General features: G+C 75.7%; 19 protein-coding genes. 12 read left to right on the top strand and 7 right to left on the bottom strand.

Features of this window, described 5'->3' with window-relative positions:
* Positions 1–11: 11 nt before the first annotated feature.
* The 3 genes from ACIQI7_RS36005 (at position 12) to ACIQI7_RS35995 (ending at position 2047) form a co-directional block, all read left to right on the top strand.
* Entirely contained in the window at positions 12–659 is a 648-nt protein-coding gene (locus ACIQI7_RS36005; protein ID WP_401118300.1) for an MBL fold metallo-hydrolase, read from the top strand.
* Positions 660–780: 121 nt separating this feature from the next.
* Entirely contained in the window at positions 781–1380 is a 600-nt protein-coding gene (coaE, locus tag ACIQI7_RS36000; protein ID WP_401118297.1) for a dephospho-CoA kinase, read from the top strand.
* Between the two features lie 112 nt (positions 1381–1492).
* Positions 1493–2047, top strand: coding sequence for a GNAT family N-acetyltransferase (locus ACIQI7_RS35995; protein WP_401118295.1), 555 nt, complete (start codon positions 1493–1495; stop codon positions 2045–2047).
* A gap of 85 nt (positions 2048–2132) precedes the next feature.
* Here the strand turns inward: ACIQI7_RS35995 and ACIQI7_RS35990 are convergent, their stop codons facing one another.
* Positions 2133–2864, bottom strand: a complete 732-nt coding sequence (locus tag ACIQI7_RS35990) for a hypothetical protein (RefSeq protein ID WP_401118293.1) — start codon at positions 2862–2864, stop codon at positions 2133–2135.
* A 70-nt stretch (positions 2865–2934) separates the two neighbouring features.
* Between ACIQI7_RS35990 and ACIQI7_RS35985 the strand changes: the two genes are divergently transcribed.
* Together ACIQI7_RS35985 and ACIQI7_RS35980 are read left to right on the top strand one after the other, a co-directional pair.
* Complete coding sequence (locus ACIQI7_RS35985; RefSeq protein ID WP_401118291.1) at positions 2935–3897, top strand: LysR family transcriptional regulator; 963 nt, start codon at positions 2935–2937, stop codon at positions 3895–3897.
* Between the two features lie 74 nt (positions 3898–3971).
* On the top strand, positions 3972–4532 hold the full coding sequence (locus tag ACIQI7_RS35980) for a GNAT family N-acetyltransferase (protein ID WP_401118289.1): 561 nt from the start codon (positions 3972–3974) through the stop codon (positions 4530–4532).
* Between the two features lie 145 nt (positions 4533–4677).
* Here the strand turns inward: ACIQI7_RS35980 and ACIQI7_RS35975 are convergent, their stop codons facing one another.
* The gene (locus ACIQI7_RS35975; RefSeq protein WP_401118287.1) at positions 4678–5454 is read right to left on the bottom strand and encodes a hypothetical protein; all 777 of its coding nucleotides are present in this window, start codon (positions 5452–5454) and stop codon (positions 4678–4680) included.
* A gap of 797 nt (positions 5455–6251) precedes the next feature.
* Between ACIQI7_RS35975 and ACIQI7_RS35970 the strand changes: the two genes are divergently transcribed.
* Positions 6252–6758, top strand: a complete 507-nt coding sequence (locus ACIQI7_RS35970) for a MarR family transcriptional regulator (protein WP_401118285.1) — start codon at positions 6252–6254, stop codon at positions 6756–6758.
* A 22-nt stretch (positions 6759–6780) separates the two neighbouring features.
* Here the strand turns inward: ACIQI7_RS35970 and ACIQI7_RS35965 are convergent, their stop codons facing one another.
* Positions 6781–7542 (bottom strand): class I SAM-dependent methyltransferase, encoded by a 762-nt coding sequence (locus ACIQI7_RS35965; protein WP_401118283.1) that lies wholly within the window; start codon positions 7540–7542, stop codon positions 6781–6783.
* A gap of 313 nt (positions 7543–7855) precedes the next feature.
* On the opposite strand from ACIQI7_RS35965, the gene ACIQI7_RS35960 reads away from it, so the two are divergent.
* The 4 genes from ACIQI7_RS35960 to ACIQI7_RS35945 all read left to right on the top strand — a co-directional run bounded on the left by ACIQI7_RS35960 (position 7856) and on the right by ACIQI7_RS35945 (position 11924).
* Positions 7856–9937 (top strand): HelD family protein, encoded by a 2082-nt coding sequence (locus ACIQI7_RS35960; RefSeq protein ID WP_401118281.1) that lies wholly within the window; start codon positions 7856–7858, stop codon positions 9935–9937.
* A gap of 74 nt (positions 9938–10011) precedes the next feature.
* Entirely contained in the window at positions 10012–10632 is a 621-nt protein-coding gene (locus tag ACIQI7_RS35955) for a formylglycine-generating enzyme family protein (protein WP_401118278.1), read from the top strand.
* Between the two features lie 156 nt (positions 10633–10788).
* Positions 10789–11358 (top strand): GNAT family N-acetyltransferase, encoded by a 570-nt coding sequence (locus ACIQI7_RS35950; RefSeq protein WP_401118276.1) that lies wholly within the window; start codon positions 10789–10791, stop codon positions 11356–11358.
* On the top strand, positions 11355–11924 hold the full coding sequence (locus ACIQI7_RS35945; RefSeq protein ID WP_401118274.1) for a GNAT family N-acetyltransferase: 570 nt from the start codon (positions 11355–11357) through the stop codon (positions 11922–11924). The genes ACIQI7_RS35950 and ACIQI7_RS35945 overlap by 4 nt, the downstream gene beginning before the upstream one ends.
* Here ACIQI7_RS35945 and ACIQI7_RS35940 read toward each other — a convergent pair.
* Positions 11921–12844 (bottom strand): phosphotransferase family protein, encoded by a 924-nt coding sequence (locus ACIQI7_RS35940; RefSeq protein WP_401118272.1) that lies wholly within the window; start codon positions 12842–12844, stop codon positions 11921–11923. The two genes, ACIQI7_RS35945 and ACIQI7_RS35940, sit on opposite strands and share 4 nt — an antisense overlap.
* Before the next feature lie 44 nt (positions 12845–12888).
* A complete protein-coding gene (gene soxR / locus ACIQI7_RS35935) occupies positions 12889–13437 on the bottom strand; it encodes a redox-sensitive transcriptional activator SoxR (RefSeq protein WP_401118269.1) in 549 nt (182 codons plus the stop codon).
* Positions 13438–13494: 57 nt separating this feature from the next.
* Here soxR and ACIQI7_RS35930 point away from each other — a divergent pair, with 57 nt between their 5' ends.
* Both ACIQI7_RS35930 and ACIQI7_RS35925 read left to right on the top strand, forming a co-directional pair.
* The gene (locus tag ACIQI7_RS35930) at positions 13495–14211 is read left to right on the top strand and encodes a transketolase (RefSeq protein WP_387749201.1); all 717 of its coding nucleotides are present in this window, start codon (positions 13495–13497) and stop codon (positions 14209–14211) included.
* Between the two features lie 58 nt (positions 14212–14269).
* Positions 14270–15163, top strand: a complete 894-nt coding sequence (locus tag ACIQI7_RS35925; RefSeq protein ID WP_401118266.1) for a transketolase family protein — start codon at positions 14270–14272, stop codon at positions 15161–15163.
* A 74-nt stretch (positions 15164–15237) separates the two neighbouring features.
* Here ACIQI7_RS35925 and treZ read toward each other — a convergent pair whose 3' ends face one another.
* The gene (gene treZ, locus ACIQI7_RS35920; RefSeq protein WP_401118263.1) at positions 15238–16974 is read right to left on the bottom strand and encodes a malto-oligosyltrehalose trehalohydrolase; all 1737 of its coding nucleotides are present in this window, start codon (positions 16972–16974) and stop codon (positions 15238–15240) included.
* Entirely contained in the window at positions 16974–19409 is a 2436-nt protein-coding gene (gene treY / locus ACIQI7_RS35915; protein WP_401118260.1) for a malto-oligosyltrehalose synthase, read from the bottom strand. Before treY ends, treZ begins: the two co-directional genes overlap by 1 nt.
* Positions 19410–19430 lie beyond the last annotated feature (21 nt).

The following is a 19430-nucleotide window of genomic DNA, read 5'->3' as shown; positions in this document are numbered from 1 at the left end:
ATGGTTTCGGCATGCGAATCACCAAGTTCGGACACGCCTGCGTACGCGTCGAGCACGGCGAGGCCACCGTCGTCGTCGATCCGGGGGCGTTCACCGACCCCGCCGCCCTGGCCGGGGCGGACGCCGTCCTGATCACCCACGAGCACATGGACCACTTCGAGGAGTCCCGGCTGCGCGCCGCGCTGGAGGCCGACCCGGCGCTGCGGGTGTGGACCAACCGGGCCGTCGCCGCCCAGCTGGACGGCGTGGCGCAGCGGGTCGCCGTCGTCGGCGAGGGCGACGCCTTCGAGGTCGGCGGGCTCGGCGTCTCGGTGCACGGAGAGTGGCACGCGGAGATCCACCCGGACATCCCGCGGGTGCCGAACGTCGGCTTCCTCTTCGACGGCCGGCTGTTCCACCCCGGCGACGCGTTGACCCTGCCGCCGCACACCGTGGACACCCTGCTGCTGCCGATCGCGGCGCCCTGGAGCAAGGCCTCCGAGGTGGTCGACTACATCCGGGAGGCCGGGCCGCGCCGGGCCGTACCGGTGCACGAGGCGGTGCTCAGCCCGGTCGGGTTCGCCGTGCACACCCGGCTGGTCGGGCCGGAGGGGCCGGGTGCGAGCGCGGGCGCGGAGCTGGTGGTGCTGGGGGACGGCGAGGGCCTGGAGCTGGACTGACGGGCTCCGGCGACGGCCGGGTGTCGCGCGGCAGGCTCCGGGGGCGGCTGGGTGTCGGGCGGGGCCGCTCCGGGGGCGGCCCGCGCTGACGCCGCCGGTGCCGCGCCGGTAGCCTGACGCCATGCTGAAGATCGGACTGACGGGTGGCATCGGCGCGGGCAAGAGCGAGGTGTCCCGGCTGTTCGCCGCGCGTGGCGCGGTGATCGTGGACTCCGACGTGATCGCCCGCGAGGTGGTCGCCCCCGGGACGGACGGTCTGGCGGCCGTGGTCGCCGAGTTCGGCCCGCAGGTGCTGCGGGAGGACGGCGCGCTGGACCGTCCGGCGCTCGGGGCGGTGGTGTTCGCCGACCCGGAGCGGCTGAAGGCGCTGAACGCGATCGTCCACCCGCTGGTGCGGACCCGTTCCGCCGAGCTGGAGGCGGCGGCCGCGCCGGACGCGGTCGTGGTGCACGACGTGCCGCTGCTGGCCGAGAACGGCCTGGCGCCGCTGTTCGACCTGGTCGTGGTGGTGGACGCGGCCGACGGGGTGCGGCTGGACCGGCTGGTGCGGCTGCGCGGGATGGCCGAGGAGGAGGCCCGGGCCCGGATGGCCGCGCAGGCCTCCCGGGAGGACCGGCTGGCGATCGCGGACCTGGTGATCGACAACGGCGGCGGCCTGGCGGAGCTGGAGGCGCGGGTGGACGAGGTCTGGACGGAGCTGGCGCGGCGCGCGGCGGCCTGACGGCGACTCGGGCGTGCTCGCGCGCGGTCGGCGCGAGCGCCTGGAGGGGCGTCGGACCGAGTGGCCGGGAAGGGGCTGGTGAAAAGCCCTGGTGGGAGGAGAGCATGGCGGGATGAATGATCGTTTCTCGCCAGAGCCGCACCTCGTCGGGGCGCCGGTGGTCGAACGGCTCGCGCAGTACGGCCGCGCCGAACAGGAGGAGGTCCTCGGCCCCGGCGACGACCCGTACGGCGTCGCGTACACCGGGCTGGCCTTCCTGCCCAAGGAGATCCACTTCGGTGTCCGGGCCGCCGACGGCCGGCTCGTCGCCCACACCGGGCTGCTGCCGCTGTCGCTCACCGTGGGCGGCACCGACCTGGCCGTGATGGGCGTCGGCGGGGTCTGCGTCGCGCCCGACCACCGGCACGGCGGCCTCGCGCGGGCCGTGGTCGGGGCCGCCCTCGACCACGCGCGCACGCTCGGCCACCGGCACGCGCTGCTGTTCTGCCGCCCGCCGCTGTCCGCGTTCTACCGGGGGCTCGGGTTCCGGGAGGTGGCGGAGGGGGTGACGGTGGAGCAGCCGGAGGGCCGACTGGCGGAGATGCCGCTGCGCACCATGTGGGCGCCGCTGGTGGCGGGGGCCGGGTGGCCGGAGGGGCCGGTGCGGCTGCGGTCGCTGCCGATGTGACCTCGAACCGTGTTGCCGGGCCGTGACGCCGGAACGTGTTGCCGGGCCGAGGTGCCGGATCGTCAGGCCGGCTGGTGACGCCGGCTCAGGCGTGGGCCGCCGGCGCCCTGGAGCCGGCGTGGGCCACGGCGGCGCCGGCCAGGGCGCGGATCATGGGGTGCGCCCGGGTGCCGTCGCCGGCCAGCTCGGGCTGGAACAGCGAGGCCAGGAAGAACGGGTGGCCGGGCAGCTCCAGGACGCGCACCTCGCCGGACTCGTCCGCGCCGCTGAACCGCAGGCCGTACGCGGACAGCCGTTCCAGGTAGGCGCCGTTGAGGCCGTACGCGCAGTGGTAGCGCTCCAGGGTCCGGGTGGCGCCGAGGACGCGTTCGGCGAGGCTCCCGGGGGTGAGTGTGACGGCCCCCTCGTGGCCGACCAGGGAGCAGGCCAGCGGGGTGATGACCTGCCGCTCCCCGTCCGGCTGCTCCTCGCCGTGGACGGCGTCGGCCAGACCGCAGACGCTGCGGGCGTACTCCAGCACCGCGTGCTGGAACCCGGCGCAGGTGCCGAGGAAGGGGATCCCGCGTTCGCGGGCGGTCCGGACGGCGGCCAGCGCGCCCGCCTCGCTGCGGTACGGGCTGCCGGGCAGCAGCCAGACCGCGTCGAAGCCGTCCAGAGCGCCGGGCTCGGCGGCGTCCCCGGTCGGGATCCAGTAGGCGTCCAGGACGAGGTGGTCGTGCTCGGCGAGGGCGTCCAGCAGGCCGGGGATCCGGGCGTGCGAGCGGACGGCGGGGGAGCGGTCGCCGACCAGGGCGATCCGCGGGGTCGGATAGGTCATGCGGCTATCCTGACCCCGCCCCCCGGATCAGCGCCAACGATGATTCCTTAAGCTTCGATCAGATCGGTTGATGCCCGCCGTGGACCCGCAGCAGCTGCGCACCTTCGTCACCGTCGCCCGACTCGGCTCCTTCTCGGAGGCGGCGCGGGAGCTCGGCTACACCCAGTCCGCGGTGTCCCAGCAGATCGCCGCGTTGGAGGCGGACCTCGGGACGGCACTGCTGGTCCGCCGTCCGGTCGGCCCGACCGGTGCCGGGCAGCGGCTGCTGGAGCACGCCGCGCCGCTGCTGGTCCGGCTGGAGGCGGCGCGCGCCGACGTCGCACGCCTGGCCGGCACTCCGAGCGCCCGGCTGGTGCTCGGAGCCACCCCGCTGGCGGTCGGGGCGACGCTGGGGCGTGCGCTGGGCGAGGTGCGCCGGGCGTATCCGCGGGCGGAGGTGGTCGTCCGGGTGCTCGCCCAGGACGTGCTGCCCGCCCAGGTCGCCACCGGCGAGGTCGACCTCGCCCTGATCGACGGACTCGCCGCGCCCAGCGACCCGCTGCCGCTGGCCGACGTCGGCCCGCTGCGCACCGTCGCGGTGGCCGAGCGGCCGGTGGCCGTGGCCCTGCCGGTCGGCCACCCGCTGGCCGGCCGCGGCGGCCTCGCGCTCGCCGACCTCTCCGCCGCCCGCTGGCTGGACGCCCCCGACCTCACCCCGACGGCGGCCCGGCTGCGCGCGGCCGCGGGCGTCGACGGCTTCCGGCCCGCCACCCGCTACCAGGGCACCGACCTGCACGGACTGCTCGCGCTGGTGGCGGCCGGGCACGGGCTCAGCCTGCTGCCCGAGCCGGTGCTCGCGGCGGCGCCCGGGGTCGGGCGCGCGCGGATCGCCGCGCCCCGGCTGGTGCACCGCACCGAGCTCGTCCACGGCAGCCTGCCGGAAGGGCCGGCGGCGCTGCTGGCCCGGCTGCTGGAGGAGGCCCGGGTCGATCCGGCCCGGGCGGCGGCGCCGGTCCTGCCAGTCGCTCCGGCCCGGGCGGCGGCTCCGGCCTGACCTTCGGCGCCGGCCCGGGCGGCGGCGCCGAATTCGGTTGCGAGGGCCGCAGGTGCCGATGAAATGATCACGCGATGAGCAGCGGAATCATCATCAGACGGGTGCGGATCGAGGACTGGCAGCAGGCCAGGGACCTCCGACTGGAAGCACTGCTGGACCCGGTCGCGGCCGTGGCCTTCCTGGAGACCCACGAGCAGGCCGTCACCAGGCCCGAGGAGTTCTGGCAGGACCGCACGACCCGGGCCGCGACGGACCCGCACGTGGCGCAGTTCGTCGCCGAGGCCGAGGACGGGCGCTGGCTCGGCTCCATGACCGCGCTGGTCGAGCGGTCCGGCGGGGCGGGCGCCCTGGAGGGCGACGTCGTCGAGGTGGACCAGGCGCACGTGGTCGCGGTCTACGTCCGGCCGGAGGCGCGCGGCACCGGGCTGGCGCTCGACCTGATCCGGACGGTCCAGGAGTGGGCGTGGTCGCTCACCGAGCCCCGGATCGAGCGGGTGCGGCTGTTCGTCCACGAGGACAACCCCCGGGCCGAGGCGTTGTACCGGAAGGCCGGCTTCGAACCCTCCGGGGTGGTGCTCTCTGTGCCCGGCGACCAGCGCGGCCGGGAGGTCGAACTGGCGGTCCTGCGGGGCTGACCGCTCGGCGCGGGACGAAGGGAGCCGCCCGGTCCGTCCGGTCCCCTGTGCCGGACGGGCCGGGCGGCCGTCTGTGGGGTGGGCGCCCCTGCTCCGGCGCCCGCTGAGGGTCAGCGCCCGCGGAGGGGCCGGCGCCCGTCGAGGGTCAGCGCCCGTCGCAGCCCGGGAGGGCCTCGCACATCGGTGCCGTCATGCCGGTGCCGACGTACTTGTCCTCGGGGGCCTTCCAGGCGTCCTTGGGCTGGGCGCCGGCCTTGGTGGTGGCCCAGACGGCCAGCTCGCTGACCGCGCCCCCGTCGCTGACCACGTACTCGTGCAGGGTGACGGTGCCGCCGTCGGCCTGCGGGACGGTCAGGACGGCGGCGAAGTAAGGCGCTTCCGGGGCGCTGTCCACCTTCACGGTGGCGCCGGGCGCGGTCTTGGCGCAGGACTTGAGCGCCTCCGTCAGGCGGCCCTCGGCCAGGTTGGTGGTCTGCTTGGCGCCGCTGCTGTGGGTGGGGTCGCCGACGAACAGCAGGGTCTGCTGGGCCGTCCAGCGGTCCCCGCCGAAGCCGACCGAGGACTTCGCGGCGGCGGTGCCGGTGAACAGCGGCTCGTCGTCCTTGGTGACCGCGGCGTGGCACAGCTCCATGCCCTTGAACTGGAGCGGGCCGGAGACCGGCTTGGCGTTGGCCGCCAGCGGCGTGTAGTGGTAACTCTCGTCCATCGGGATGCTCTTGGTGTCCATCCAGGCCTTGTCCGGGATCCCCTTCTCGCCGCCGGTGGGCTTGTTGGGGTTGACGCTCGGCGTGGTGGTGCCGGCTCCGGCCGGGGCGGCGGGCTTGCCCGTGTCCTGGCCGCCGTTGTCGGGGCCGCAGGCGCTGAGCGCGCCCAGGCAGACGAGGGCGGCGGCGGTGGCGGTGGCGAGTCTGGTGGTGCGCAACTGACGGTTCCTCGGGTGTCCGGTGGCATGGGTCGGGGTCGGGCGCGCGTCGGCCGTCGGCCGCTGGTGCGCGGCGCCGTCCGTCCGTCCTCGCCGCCCGGTCGACCCGTGGTCGCGAGCGTGCGGCATGGCAGCTCCTCCCCCCTGTGCGTACGGCCGTCGGCTCCTCGCCCCGCTGCCGGCCCCGGGATTGAGGGGTGGTCAGCGTCGATGGTGCGTCGACGGCGGTCGAAACCTATGCCACCGGACCGCCGGTCGCAAAGCCGGGTTCCGGCCGGACGCCCGGATTCCCTTTGGGACTGGTGGGGCCTGTGGGACGAATGTGGTCAGGCGTGGCGGGATCCGTGGCCGGCGTGCGGTGGATCCCCGGTGCGTGCGATCGTGCCCCGCGCGCGGGTCGGGGCTGCGCATCCGCCCTGGTGGGGGCGGATGCGCCGGAGGCGGGCCGGACGCGGGCGCCCGGGCCTCCTCTCGGAAGGACGGGCGCCGACGGCCGGTCGGTTCGGTTCGGGCGCGTCCGGTCGGCAGTCCGCCGATGCCCCGGGGGCGCTGCGGGGCCCCGATCGACTCGACCGCGACCAGGGGTCGGAACCCCTCGCCGAAGACCGAGGCGGCGGCTTCGGTGAGAGCGGCGATGAGCGACCGCTCGACGGCGGGGTCGAGGGACTCCTCGCGGATGTGCAGGCTCAGGTGCGGCATGGTGGAGCTCCGTTCGGCTCGGTTCGTACCATGGCCGACGGGTTCACTTTGCACGTCAAACAGCTTTTATGCCAAAGGTAAACGGAGAGAGGTGGGCGATGTCACCGCCCGAGGGAGAACCGCGCAACGGGCTGGCACCGGAGGGGGAGCCGGTGCCCGGGGAGCAGCTCGACGACGCCGTGCGGTCGATGCTGCTGCTGATGCCCCGGCTGGTCGGGCGGGCCAAGCGGATCCCCGTCCCCGAGCCGCTGCGCGGCTTCGCCCTGGCGCCCCGTCATCTGTCCCTGCTGGCCGTCCTGCTGCTGGACGGGCCGGCGGGCGTCAACGACCTCGCCGCCCGGCTGGAGGTCGCCCCCACCACGGTCAGCCTGATGGTCGGCGACCTCAGCCGGCAGGGCATCCTCGAACGGCGCGAGGACGAGGCCGACCGCCGGCGCCGCATCGTCGCGATCGCCCCCGACCGGCTGCCCGCCATCGAGGCCTGGCTCGCGCCGGGGGCCGCCGCCTGGCGCACCGCCCTCGGGCCGCTCAGCGCGGCGCAGCGGCGCCTGGTGGTGGACACCCTGTTGGCGTACGAGGCGGCGGTGGGGCGGGAGCGGGACTGACGGCGCCGGGGCCCGGTGCCGCCTACCCGCGCCCGTCGGTGGGGCCGCCGGTGGGAACGCCGACGGGACCGTCGGTGGTGCGCCGGAAGAGCGCCGCGAGGAGGAAGGGCACGCCGAACAGCGGCGAGTCGGCCTCCTGGGCGGCCATCGGGCGGATCTCCAGCGGGGTGAACTCACGGAACAGCGAGCGGAGTTCGTCCGGCGAGTAGGCCAGGCCGCCCTCCAGCGCGCCGAGCCGGTAGAGCTCCTCGTCGGGCCGCTCGGACCCCATGGCGCCGGCCGCGAAGGCGGTGACGGCGAAGTGGCCGCCCGGCGCCAGGACCCGGTCGAGCAGGGCCAGGTAGCTGACCCGGCGGTGCGGCGGGAGGTGGTGCAGGCAGCCGGAGTCGTAGACCAGGTCGTAGTGGGCGTGCGGGAGCCGGGCATCGAAGATGCTCGCCCGGTGGAACCGCGGCCGGGCGCCCGCGCCGGCCTCGCGGGCGCGCTCCTCGGCCCAGGCGACGGCGGTGGCGGAGAGGTCGACGGCATCCACCTCGAAGCCGAGCGAGGCCAGGTGGACGGCGTTGCGGCCGACGCCGCAGCCGAGGTCGAGCGCCCGCCCGGGCGCCGGGGGCAGCAGGCCCCGGCCGAGCCAGGAGACGAGGTTCTCGTCCGGCTCGGGCGTGAAGAACGGGCGCCCGGCGGACCGGTCCGCGTAGAACCGGTCCCAGAACGGTTCGGCCGGCGGGAAGAGGCCGTCGAGAAGCGCGAGGACGTCTTCGGTGGTGCGGATCGTACGGTTCATGCCGCCGAGCCTAGGCGGCCCGACGGGCGGGCGCAGGCGGCGCAAAACGCTTTGCGGGGCGGGTGGTTGGGGCCGTCGGGGGCAGTGTCGGTCCGGATGGTCCGGACCCCGGCCGGCGCCCGGCCCCGCCCCGGCCCGGGGCCGGGAAGGGCCACCTGGGCGGGGCGGGGGGAGGGGCCCCGGCGGCCGTCCGGAATTCCCGCCGGAAATTCCGTGCGGGGATTCGGAAGACACGTTCAACCCGGACAAGTCAACATTTACTTCCCCGGATTCCCTCTGCATAGTGGCGGGTTGAATCGAGAGGGGCTCTTCCGTGTCGCAGACCAATGACAACGCCGTCCAGCAGGTGGAGCTGGAGCGGGCGCAGGTGTCCGTCATCGCCGAGCTGTTCGACGAGCGGCTCGCCGGGGCGCGGGCGCAGCTGGGGCAGGTGCTCGCGTCGGCGGCGGACAGTGCGGGCGAGGTGTACGAGCGGGAGGTGGCGGCGAGCCGCCTGGCGGGTGAGGTGCGCCGGCTGGAGGGGGCCGAGGGCGGGCTGGTCTTCGGCCGGATCGACCGGGCGGACGGGACGGTGCTGCGGATCGGGCGGCTGGGCCTGCAGCGGGACGAGGACGAGCTGCCGCTGCTGGTGGACTGGCGGGCGGAGGCGGCGCGGGCCTTCTACGAGGCGACGCCGGTCCACCCGCTGGGGCTGCGGCGCCGCCGTCACCTGAGCCTGGCGGGCCGCACGGTGGTCGGGGTGAGCGACGAGCTGCTGGACGGCTCGGAGCCGGCCGCCGGGGACGTCGTCGGCGACGGTCCGCTGACGGCGGCGCTGCAGGAGCGGCGGACCGGCCGGATGGGGACGGCGGTCGCGACGCTCCAGACGGAGCAGGACGCGATCGTCCGGTCCTCGCACCGCGGGGTGACGGTGGTGCAGGGCGGCCCGGGCACCGGCAAGACGGTGGTGGCGCTGCATCGGGCCGCGTACGTGCTGTACGCGTTCCCCAAGGCGGCCGAGCGCGGTGTGCTGGTGCTGGGGCCGAACACGCGGTTCCTCGACTACATCTCCCAGGTGCTGCCCTCGCTAGGGGAGAACGACGTCGTCCTGGCCACCTGCGCGGACCTGGCCGGCGTGGTCCCCGGCGCCGTGGACCGCTTCGACGTGGCCCGCCTCAAGGGCGGGGCCGGACTGGCGGACGCGCTGGCCGAATCGGTCCGCTCGCGGCAGGCCCCGGCCGGGGGCTTCACCGTCCGGGTCGGGCAGGAGTGGGTCGGCCTGGCGGAGGAGGAGGTCGCCGGGGCGCGGCAGGCGGCGCAGGGCAGCGGGCTCGCGCACAACCGGGCCCGCCGACTGTTCCTGGAACTGCTGGTCGACGCCCTGACCAGCGCGCTGGCCCGCGGCATGGCCGAGACGCTGGAGCGCATCGACGCCGAGGTCGCCCAGCTCACCGGGGTCGACTTCGACCGGATGGCGGCCCGGGACCTGCGCAACCTCGGCATCGATGAGGCGCCCGCCACCGGGGCCGACGAGTTCGACGCCGACGCCGTCCGCGCCGCGCTCCTCGACGACCCGCACATCGACCGGGCCGTCGAGGAGCTCTGGCCGCGGCTGGAGCCCGGCGACGTGGTCGGCGCGCTGCTGGCCGACGCCGACGCGCTGGAAGCGCACCTCCCGCACCTCACCGGGGAGGAGAGGGCCCTGCTGCGGCGCACGCCCGGCGCGCCGTGGACCGACGCCGACCTGCCGCTCCTCGACGAGGCGGCGAGCCTGGTCGACGGGCCGCCCGAGCAGTCCTTCGGGCACGTCGTCGTCGACGAGGCGCAGGAGCTGACCGCGATGCAGTGGCGGATGGTCCTGCGTCGCTGCCCCGGCAGGTCGATGACGCTGGTCGGCGACTTCGCCCAGGCCGGCCCGGTGACGGCCGCGCGGGGCTGGAACGAGGCGCTCGACCCGCACCTCGGCCACCGCTTCGACCTGCGGACGCTGACCGTCAGCTACCGCACCACGCAGGAGATCCTGGCCACCACCGCGGAGTTGCTGCGCCGGATCGCCCCGGACCAGCCGCCGATCCGCTCGATCCGGAACGGGGACGAACCCCGGACCGTCGCGGTGGCCCCGGACCGGCTGGCGGCCGGTGTCGTCCGGGAGCTGCGGGCGCAGAGCGCCGCGCACCCGGGCGAACTGCTGGGCGTGGTCTGCGCGGACGGCCGGGTGGCGGAACTGGCGGCCGCGGGGGTCGAGCGGTACGCCCGGCTGGTCCCGGCGTCGGAGGCGCGCGGCCTGGAGTTCGACGAGGCCGTCGTGGTCGACCCGGACGGCATCGCCACCGCCCGCCCGGCCGGTGAGCGCGACCTGTACGTCGCCCTCACCCGCGCCACCAAGCGCCTGTGCACGGTCGTCGTCCGGGCGTAGGAGACGTGCCGTCGCGCGGGAAGCCGGCCCGGCCGCCTTCCCGCGCGACGCCTGGCGCGCTCTAGGATCGGCGGATGATCACCGTTCCGTCCGGCCGGGTCACCCTCTCCGACCGTCGCACCCGGCGCAGTTGGGCCGTCGACGTCGCCTCCTACGAACTGGCGGCCTGTCCGGTGACCCGCGAGCAGTACGAGGGCGCCACCGGCGACCGCCGCCCCGCGCACAGCGTCTCCTGGCTCGACGCCGTCCGCTACTGCAACGAGCTCTCCCGGCGCGAGGGCCTGGCGCCCGCCTACGAGGTGGACGGCGAGGACGCCGCCTGGGACCGCGCCGCCGACGGCTACCGGCTGCCCACCGAGGCCGAGTGGGAGCACGCCTGCCGCGCCGGCACGGACGGCCCGCGCTACGGCCCGCTGGACGAGATCGCCTGGCACCGCGGGAACTCGGACGAGCGCCCGCACGCGGTGGGCGGGCTGCGCCCGAACGGCTACGGGTTGTACGACCTGCTCGGCAACGTCTGGGAGTGGTGCTGGGACCGCTACGACCCCGAGGTGTACGGCGACTACCGGGTGCTGCGCGGCGGCGGATGGTTCGACGAGCACTGGAGCTGCCGCGCCTCCGTCCGCCGCCGCAGCCACCCGACCCTGCGGATCGACGACGTGGGGTTCCGGCTCGCCCGCTCGATCGCCGGATGACGGCGCCCGCGGTAGAAGCGGGCGCGGCGCGGTAAACGGAAGCCCGCCGCGGTAAAAGAAAGCCCGTCGCGGTAAATTGCGGGCCGATCGGAATTCCCGGGGACTTTTTCCGCGGAATGAGGAACCGGCACCTCGCGGATACGCGTTGACGCCGGCATGAACGAGGAAAACGTCACCCTGCGCCCGATCGCCGAAGCCGACCTCCCGCACTTCCTGTCCCTGCTGAACGACCCCGACGCCATGGGTGAGCACCTGTGGTTCGGCTGGCGGCAGCCCGACCGGATCCGCCGGGTCTGGGCCGAGAACGGGCTGCTCACGGAGGAGCAGTGGACACTCGCGATCACCGTGGACGGGGAGTTCCACGGCTACGCCGCCGCCATGCGGGAGGTCGCGGCGCCGACGGGCTGGCACTGGAGCATGGGCGCGCAGCTGCTGCCCGGCGCGCGGGGCCGGGGGATCGGCACCCGGGCGCAACGGCTTTTCGCCGACTACCTGTTCGCGCATTCGCCGGTGATGCGGCTGGAGGCGGAAACCGAATCCGCCAACCTGGCCGAGCAGCGCGTCCTGGAGAAGCTCGGCTTCGTCCGCGAGGGCGTGAAACGGGCGCAGCTCTTCCGGGCCGGCGCATGGCGCGACGTCGTCCTCTACAGCCTGCTGCGCACCGATCCCCGTCCGCCGCTCGACGGAGGAACCGCGACGATCTCCCGGCCGTTGGCGCCTGCATGAGCGAAGAATCAGTCTCCCTGCGCCCGATCGCGGAGGACGACCTGTCCGCGATCGAGGAGCTGGTGAACGACCCGCAGGCGCTGGGCGAGTTCCAGTGGTACGGCTGGCGGGACCCGCAGCGGTTCCGCCGCCGGTGGCAGGAGAGCGGGCTGCTGGAGGACGGGCAGTGGGTGCTCGCGGTCGTCGTCGACGGCGGGTTCGGCGGCTTCGTCGCCGCCAACCGCAGCGGGGTGCGGCCGGCCGCCCCGTACTGGAGCATCGGGGTGCAGCTGCTGCCGCAGGTGCGCGGGCGCGGGATCGGCACCCGGGCCCAACGGCTGCTGGTGGACTACCTGTTCGCGCACTCGCCGGTGATGCGGCTGGAGGCGGACACCGAGGCGGGCAACCTGGCCGAGCAGCGCGTCCTGGAGAAGCTCGGCTTCACCCGGGAGGGCGTGCAGCGCGCGGTGACCTTCCGGGACGGCGAGTGGCGCGACATCGTCCGCTACGGCCTGCTGCGCACCGACCCGCGGCCGTGGGGCGGGTCCGACGGTTCCGGCCGGGGTGAATCGTCGGACCGCCCCTAGAGTGCCCCGAACCACTCCTCGGCGAGGGCGTCCAGTGTCCGCGCCGAGGGCTTCAACTCCCGCAGGTACCAAGGCAGGTGGCTGTACACGTGGAGCAGCGTGTACGCCAGCAGCAGCCGGGGCTCGAAGCGGCGCCCGTAGGCGTCCAGCAGTCGTCCGAGCAGCCGGGGGTCGGCCCGGGTGGTGAAGATGCCGACGGCGACGAGGTCGTAGGCCGGGTCGCCGATCATCGCGGGCTCGAAGTCGATCAGGCCGGTCAGGCGCCAGCCGCCGGCCGGGTCGGTGAGCAGGTGCTCGCGCATGAACTCGGTGTGCAGCAGGGCGCGCCCGGGGGCGGCGGGCAGCGGGGCGGCGGCGAGGAAGTCGGGGATCTGCTCCAACCAGTGCTCGGCCAGGCCGCGTTCGCGCTGGCGGGCCACCGCGCCGGCCCGCTGGCGGGCCAGGAAGGCCGGCCAGTCGGCGGGGCCGAGGGTGTCGGCGAGCGGCTCGGGGTCGAGGGCGTGCAGGGCGGCGAGCGCCTCGCCGCAGTCGCGGGCGATCCGTTCGCGGTCGCCCTGCGGGACGCGCGGCCAGGCCGGGGCGAGGCCCTCGCCGGGCATGCGGGACATCAGGACGTACCGCCAGCCGTTGGCGTCCTCGCCGGCCGCCCGGACGGCCGGGGTGGGGATCGGCAGGGCGCCGTCCAGCCGGGTGAGCACCCGCTCCTCGACGACGCCGTCCCGGGCACTGGCCGCCGGGAACAGCTTGAGGACGTGCTCCGCGCCGACCGCGTACACCGGGACGGAGCCCTCCGCGAAGCGCTCCAACGGCAGGCCCCCGACGCCCAGTCGGGCGCAGAGCGCCTCGGCGCCGGGGCGCATCACCGTCTCGTCGGGGACGACCGCGTCCCATTCCTCGTCCGTCAGCACCAGGGGCAGCATGGCGGCACGCTAACCAGGCGGACGGACCCGGCGCAAAGGGGTTCTCAGTACCCGTCCGGGCAGGTCCCGAACGGGTCGGCGGCCGCCGACAGCGGCTCCGGCCCGCCGTCCGGGTCGCGGGTGAGCAGGTAGCGGGCGCCGGGGCCGGCCTCGCCCGCGCGGTCGGCGGCGTTGTAGAGGGCGCAGCGGGAGAGGGAGAGGCAGCCGCAGCCGATACAGCCGGTGAGCTTCTCCTTGAGCCGCTGCAGTTCGGCGATCTGGTCGTCGACCCGGTTCTGCCAGGACTCGGCCACCTGGTCCCACTCGGCGCGGCTGGGGGCCGGGCGGTCGGGCAGCCGGTCCAGGGCGACCTTCGCCTCGTCCAGCGAGAGGCCGACCCGCTGGGCGGCGCGGACGAAGGCGATCCGGCGCAGCGTGGCGCGGGTGTAGCGGCGCTGGCCGCCGGAGGTGCGGGTGGCGTGGATCAGGCCGAGGCTCTCGTAGTAGCGCAGCGCGGAGGCGGCGAGGCCGCTGCGGTCGGCGAGTTGGCCGATGGTGAGCAGGTCGCTGTGGTGCGGGCCGGTGGTGCGGCGGGGGTCGGGGCGGTCGGTCATGGAAGTCCACTGTAGCCGCTTGACCTCAAGTCGGCTTTAAGTTGCAGGATCGTTGCCATGACGACGAACGCGACCGCCAAGACCGCGACCGGCACCCGCTTCGAGGACCTGCCCGCCCTGATGAGCCTGATGACCGGCGACGAGAAGCACGGCCCCGCCGCCACCTCCACCCTGGACGCGCTCTGGGTGCTGTACGACCGGGTGCTGCGGGTGGCCCCGGAGAGCGCCGACGCGCAGGACCGCGACCGCTTCCTGCTCTCCAAGGGCCACGGCCCGATGGCGTACTACGCCGTGCTGGCGGCCAAGGGCTTCGTCGACCCGGAGGTGCTGCCGAGCTTCGGCGGCTACGACTCGCCGCTCGGCCACCACCCGGACCGCACCCTGGTCCGCGGCGTGGAGATCGCCTCCGGGTCGCTCGGGCACGGCCTGCCGCTGGCCGTCGGCACCGCGCTCGGGCTGCGGGCGCAGGGCCTGGCCGACCCGGCGGTCTGGGTGCTGGTCGGCGACGCGGAGTTCGACGAGGGCTCCAACGCCGAGGCGGTGGCCTTCGCCGGGGCCTACGGACTGGACCGGCTGCACGCGGTGGTGATCGACAACTCCTCGGCCACCCACGGCTGGCAGGGCGGCATCGCCCGGCGGTTCGCCGCCGAGGGCTGGTCGACCGCGACGGTGGACGGCCGCGACCACGAGGCGCTGTACCGCGCGTACACCGCGGAGCACCCGGGCCGCCCGCACGTGGTGGTCGCCCGGGTCGAGCCCAAGGGACCGCACTGAGCCGGCGCGCCACGCCCGAGCACGCCACCCGACCGAGCCCCCGAGAGGAACTCCACCGATGGACACCATGCGCGACCGCTTCGTGGACGTGACCACCCGCCTGCTGGACGAGGACCCCCGGCTGGCCCTGGTGCTCGCCGACATCACCGCGGCCGCCTTCACCCCGGCGCAGCAGCGCCACCCCGACCGGGTGGTCAACGTCGGCATCCGCGAACAGCTGCTGATCGGCGCCGCCGGCGGCCTGGCGCTCACCGGGATGCGCCCGATCGCCCACACCTTCGCCAGCTTCCTGATCGAGCGGCCCTTCGAACAGGTCAAGCTGGACCTGGTCCACCAGGGCGTCGGCGCCGTGCTGGTGAGCGCGGCGGGCTCGTACGACTGGCCGGCCGGCGGCCGCACCCACATGTCCCCGGGCGACGTCGCCCTGCTGGACACCCTGCCGGACTGGACGGTCCACGTCCCCGGCCACCCGGACGAGGCCGAGCAGCTGCTGCGCCACGCCTACGCGGACGGCGACCGCAACGTGTACGTCCGGCTCTCGGCGCACCAGAACGCCGCCCCGGTGCCGGTCGAGCCGGGCCGCTTCACCACCGTCCGGAAGGGCTCGCGCGGCGCGGTGCTCGCCGTCGGGCCGATGCTGGACGCGGTGCTCGCGGCCACCGAGGGCCTGGACGTCACCGTGCTGTACGCGGCGACGGTGCGCCCCTTCGACGGCGCCGGGCTGCGCGCGGCGCTCGGCGACCGGGCGGACGTGGTGCTGGTCGAGCCGTACCTGGCGGGCACCTCCGCCAACGAGGCGCACGCGGCGCTGGCCGACCGCGCGCACCGGGTGCTGGGCCTGGGCGTGCCGCGCGAGGAGCACCGGCACTACGGCTCGATCGGGGAGCACCTGGCGGCCTACGGCCTGGACGCGCCGTCGCTCCGGGAGCGGATCGGCACCTTCCTCTGGTGACCCCGGCGGGTGAGCCGGTCAGCCGGTCAGCGCGCCGGCCCGTCGGCCCGTCCGCCCGTCCGTACGAGGGCACGTCAGCCCGTCAGCACGACGGCCACCGCGTCCGCCGCCAGCCGCACCGCCGTGCCCTCCAGCGCCGCCGCGCCGAAGGCCGCCACCACCTCGCGACCGGCGGCCCCCAGCGGCAGCGCGGCCTCGTCCGGCCCGAGGTTGACGGCGATCCGGTACGGCCCGCGGTGCACCACCAGTCGGCCCGCCGCCTCGTCGAACGTCACCCGCACCGCGCCGAGGTCCGGGTCGGACAGCTCCGGGCGCTCGCGCCGCAGGCGGATCAACGTCCGGTACCAGCCGAGCAGTTCGCTGTGCGGGGCGCGGCGGAGCTCGGTCCAGTCGAGGACCGAGCGCAGCACGGTGGCGGGCTCCTGCGGGTCGGGGACGGCCTCGGCGGTCCAGCCGTGCTCGGCGAACTCCCGCCGCCTGCCCTGCCGGACGGCCTCGGCGAGGCCGGGGTCGGTGTGGTCGGTGAAGTACTGCCAGGGGGTGGCGGCGCCCCACTCCTCGCCCATGAAGAGCATCGGGGTGAACGGCGAGGTGAGCACCAGCGCGGCGCCGCAGGCGAGCCGGCCGGGGGTGAGGCTGGTGGAGACGCGGTCCCCGAGCGCCCGGTTGCCGACCTGGTCGTGGGTCTGGAGGTAGCCGAGCAGCCGGTGGCCGTCGCCGAGCGGGGTGAACGGGCGGCCGTGGCGGCGGCCGCGGAAGGAGGACCAGGTGCCGTCGTGGAAGAACCCCCGGGTGAGCGTCTTGGCGAGGGCGGCGAGCGGCGCGCGCGCGAAGTCCCCGTAGTAGCCGTGGGATTCGCCGGTGAGCGCGCAGTGCAGGGCGTGGTGGAAGTCGTCGCTCCACTGCGCGGTGAGGCCCAGGCCGCCCGCCTCGGGCGGGGCGGTGGTGGCGGGGGTGTTGAGGTCGGACTCGGCGACCAGGAACAGCGGCCGGTTGGTGGCGACCGCCAGTTTCCGCACCTCGCCGGACAGTTCCTCCAGGAAGTGGACCGCCCGGTCGTCGGCGAGGGCGTGCACGGCGTCCAGCCGCAGCCCGTCGATCCGGTAGTCGCGCAGCCAGGCCAGGGCGCTGCCGACCAGGTAGGCGCGCACCTCGTCCGAGCCGGGCGCGTCCAGGTTGACCGCCGAGCCCCACGGGGTGTGGTGCCGGTCGGTGAAGTACGGGCCGTACGCGGGAAGGTGGTTGCCGGACGGGCCGAGGTGGTTGTGGACGACGTCGAGCACCACCCCGAAACCCTTGCGGTGCGCGGCGTCCACGAAGCGCTTGAGCCCCTCGGGGCCGCCGTAGGGCTCGTGGACGGCCCAGGGCGAGACGCCGTCGTAGCCCCAGCCGTGCCGGCCGGGGAACGGGCAGACCGGCATGAGCTCGACGAAGTCCACGCCCAACTCGACCAGGTGGTCCAGGCGTTCGGCGGCGGCGTCGAAGGTGCCGCGGGCGGTGAAGGTGCCCACGTGCAGCTCGTAGAGCACCGCGCCGGGCAGCGCCCGGCCGCGCCAGCCGGTGCGCGACCAGCGGAACGCGGCGTGGTCCACGGTACGGCTGGGCCCGTCCGGGCCGTGCGGTTGCCAAGCCGAGCGCGGGTCGGGCAGCGGGGGGCCGTCGTCCAGCCGGAAGGCGTAGTCGCCGGCCGGGGCCTCACCGGACCACCAGCCGTCCCGGTCCGGGCAGCGGGCCAACTCGTACGCCGTGCCGTCGACTTCGACCCGCACCCGGGAGCCGGCGCTGGGCGCCCACACCTGGTAGAGCGGCATCAGGCCCTCCTCGTCAGCAGTGCCACCGGCAGCGCCGTCAGCAGCTCCGCCACCGGCGCCGCGCCCGCCGGGAAGCTCCGCCCGGTCAGCTCGTCCGTCCACGGCCCGCCCGCCGGCAGCTCCAGCGCCGTGTCGCGCCAGCCGCCCGCCCGCTCCAGCCCGTACGGCAGCCGGGTGACGGCGGTGACCACGTCCTCGCCCCGGGCGAAGGCCAGCAGGTGGTCGGCGGCGGGGCCCGCGGCGGGCAGCGGCCGGTACGGGCCGAGCGGCCGGTCGCGGCGCAGGTGCAGCGCGGTGGTGGTGAGGTGCAGCTTCTCCCGGGCGAGGTCGCCGGGGCGCGGCGCGGCCGCGTCGGTGAGCCGCACGGCGAGCGCGCCCAAGTCCACCACGCCCCGGTTGTCCGGGTCCACCAGGGTGTACAGCGGCTCCTCGCTGCCCTGGTAGAGGTCCGGCACGCCCGGCACGGTGAGGTGCAGCAGCGCCGCGGCCAGGGTGTTGGCCCGGGCGTACGGGGCCAGGGCGTGCACGGTGCCCTCGATCCGGGGGAGCAGCCCGGGATTGCCGTGGACGGAGCGGGCCCGCTGCTCCAGGGCCCGCTCGTAGCGCGGGTCGGGGGCGGTCCAGGAGGTGCGCAGCTTGGCCTCGCGGGCGGCCTTGAGCAGGGCGGTGACCAGCCGGTCCGAGTCGATCGGCCAGGCGGCGACCAGGGTGTGCCAGAGCAGCCAGTCGGCGTCCGGGTCGAAGCCGGGGCCGGCGGCGGTGGACCAGGCGGCGGCCTCGGCGGCCCAGGCGTCCGGCCGCTCGGCGAGCACGGCGAGCCGGGCCCGGGCGTCGGCGCTGCGCTTGGTGTCGTGGGTGGAGAGCACCGTCATGCTGTGCGGCCAGGTGCGCTCCAGGTAGCGGCACCAGTCGTGGAACTCCTCCGGGTGGACCCCGGGCCGGGCCGGCTCGCCGCCGACCTCGTTGAGGCCGGGCAGCGCGTTCCAGCGGTAGAAGGCGGTGTCCTCGACGCCCTTGGCGGCCACCGCGGCGGCGGTCTGGGCGAAGCGCGCGCAGAACTCGTCCTTGTCCGCGCCGCGGCCCAGCTCGCCGAGCGCGAGCGCGGCCACCAGCCGGTCGGTCGGGTCGGTGGAGCCGTCCAGGGCGGCCCGCAGCTGCGCCGCGGAGGCCGCCGAGGGGGGCTCGCCGGGCCGGGCGTACGGCCGGTACGCCGGGTAGCCGGTGAGCAGCCGGCCGAGCGCGGCGCGCAGCTGCCCGGGCGCGTGGTCGGCGTGCGCGGGCTCGGCGGCGCCGATCCGCAGCGCGATCCGCACCAGCCGCTCGACCTCGGCGGCGAGTTCGCCGTCCGGGCCGGTCATGTCGGCCCGCCCGCGCCGGGCCTCGGCGATCGCGGGGTGCGGGTCCGCGCAGAGGTCCCGGACCGGGCCGCCGTGCCGGAAGGACTCGTACGCCCCGGCCAGCCGGCAGGCGCCCGCGTGGTCGGTGAGCACGCCGTCGATGCGGCGCAGCGCGTCGTAGCCGGTGGTGCCGGCCACCGGCCAGTCCTCGGGCAGCCGCTCCTCGCCGGTGAGGATCTTCTCGACCACGACGTACGCCCCGCCGGTGGCGTCGGCGAGGCGCCGCAGGTAGCCGCGCGGGTCGGCGAGCCCGTCCGGGTGGTCGATCCGGAAGCCGTCCAGGACGCCGTCGGCGTGCAGACCGAGCAGCACGGCGTGGGTGGCGGCGAACACCTCCGGGTCCTCGGCGCGCAGCGCGATCAGCTCGTTGACGGTGAAGAAGCGCCGGTAGTTGAGTTCGGTGCGGGCCAGCCGCCACCAGGCCAGCCGGTACCACTGGCGGGCCAGCAGCCCGGGCAGCGGCAGCTCCTCGGTGCCGGGGCGCAGCGGCAGCTCGTGCTCGTGGTAGCGCAGGGTGTCGCCGTCCACGGTGAGCTGGTCCAGTACGGCGCCGAGCCGGTCGCCGAGCAGCGGCAGCAGCACCCGGCCGCGCCCGGGGGCGTCGGCGGGGCCCGGCTGGGCGGTCCAGTCGATGTCGAACCAGCGGGCGTACGGCGAGTCGGGCCCGTCGCGCAGCACCTGCCACAGCGGCCGGTTGAGGCGTTCGGGGGCGGGCACGGCCATGTGGTTGGGCACCACGTCGGCGATCAGCCGCAGGCCGTGGCGGTGCGCGGCCGCGGCCAGCTCGCGCAGCGCCGGCTCACCGCCGAGCTGCTCGCTGATCCGGGTGTGGTCGACGGTGTCGTAGCCGTGGGTGGAGCCGGGGACGGCCTCCAGCAGCGGGGACAGGTGCAGGTGGGAGACGCCGAGGGCGGCCAGGTAGGGGACGGCGGCGGTGGCGTCGTGGAGGGTGAAGCCGGGCTGGAGCTGGAGACGGTACGACGACGAGGGGACGGTGGCGGCCGGGCGGGGCTGCGCGGGCTCGGCGGCGGGGGTCATAGCTCCATAGGTACCCGGGGG

Origin of the sequence: Kitasatospora sp. NPDC092039 (genome assembly GCF_044756065.1) — a bacterium.
Taxonomy (GTDB): domain Bacteria; phylum Actinomycetota; class Actinomycetes; order Streptomycetales; family Streptomycetaceae; genus Kitasatospora.
The sequence above is the reverse complement of the archived record's forward strand: the minus strand, read 5'-3'. Positions and strand labels throughout refer to the sequence as shown.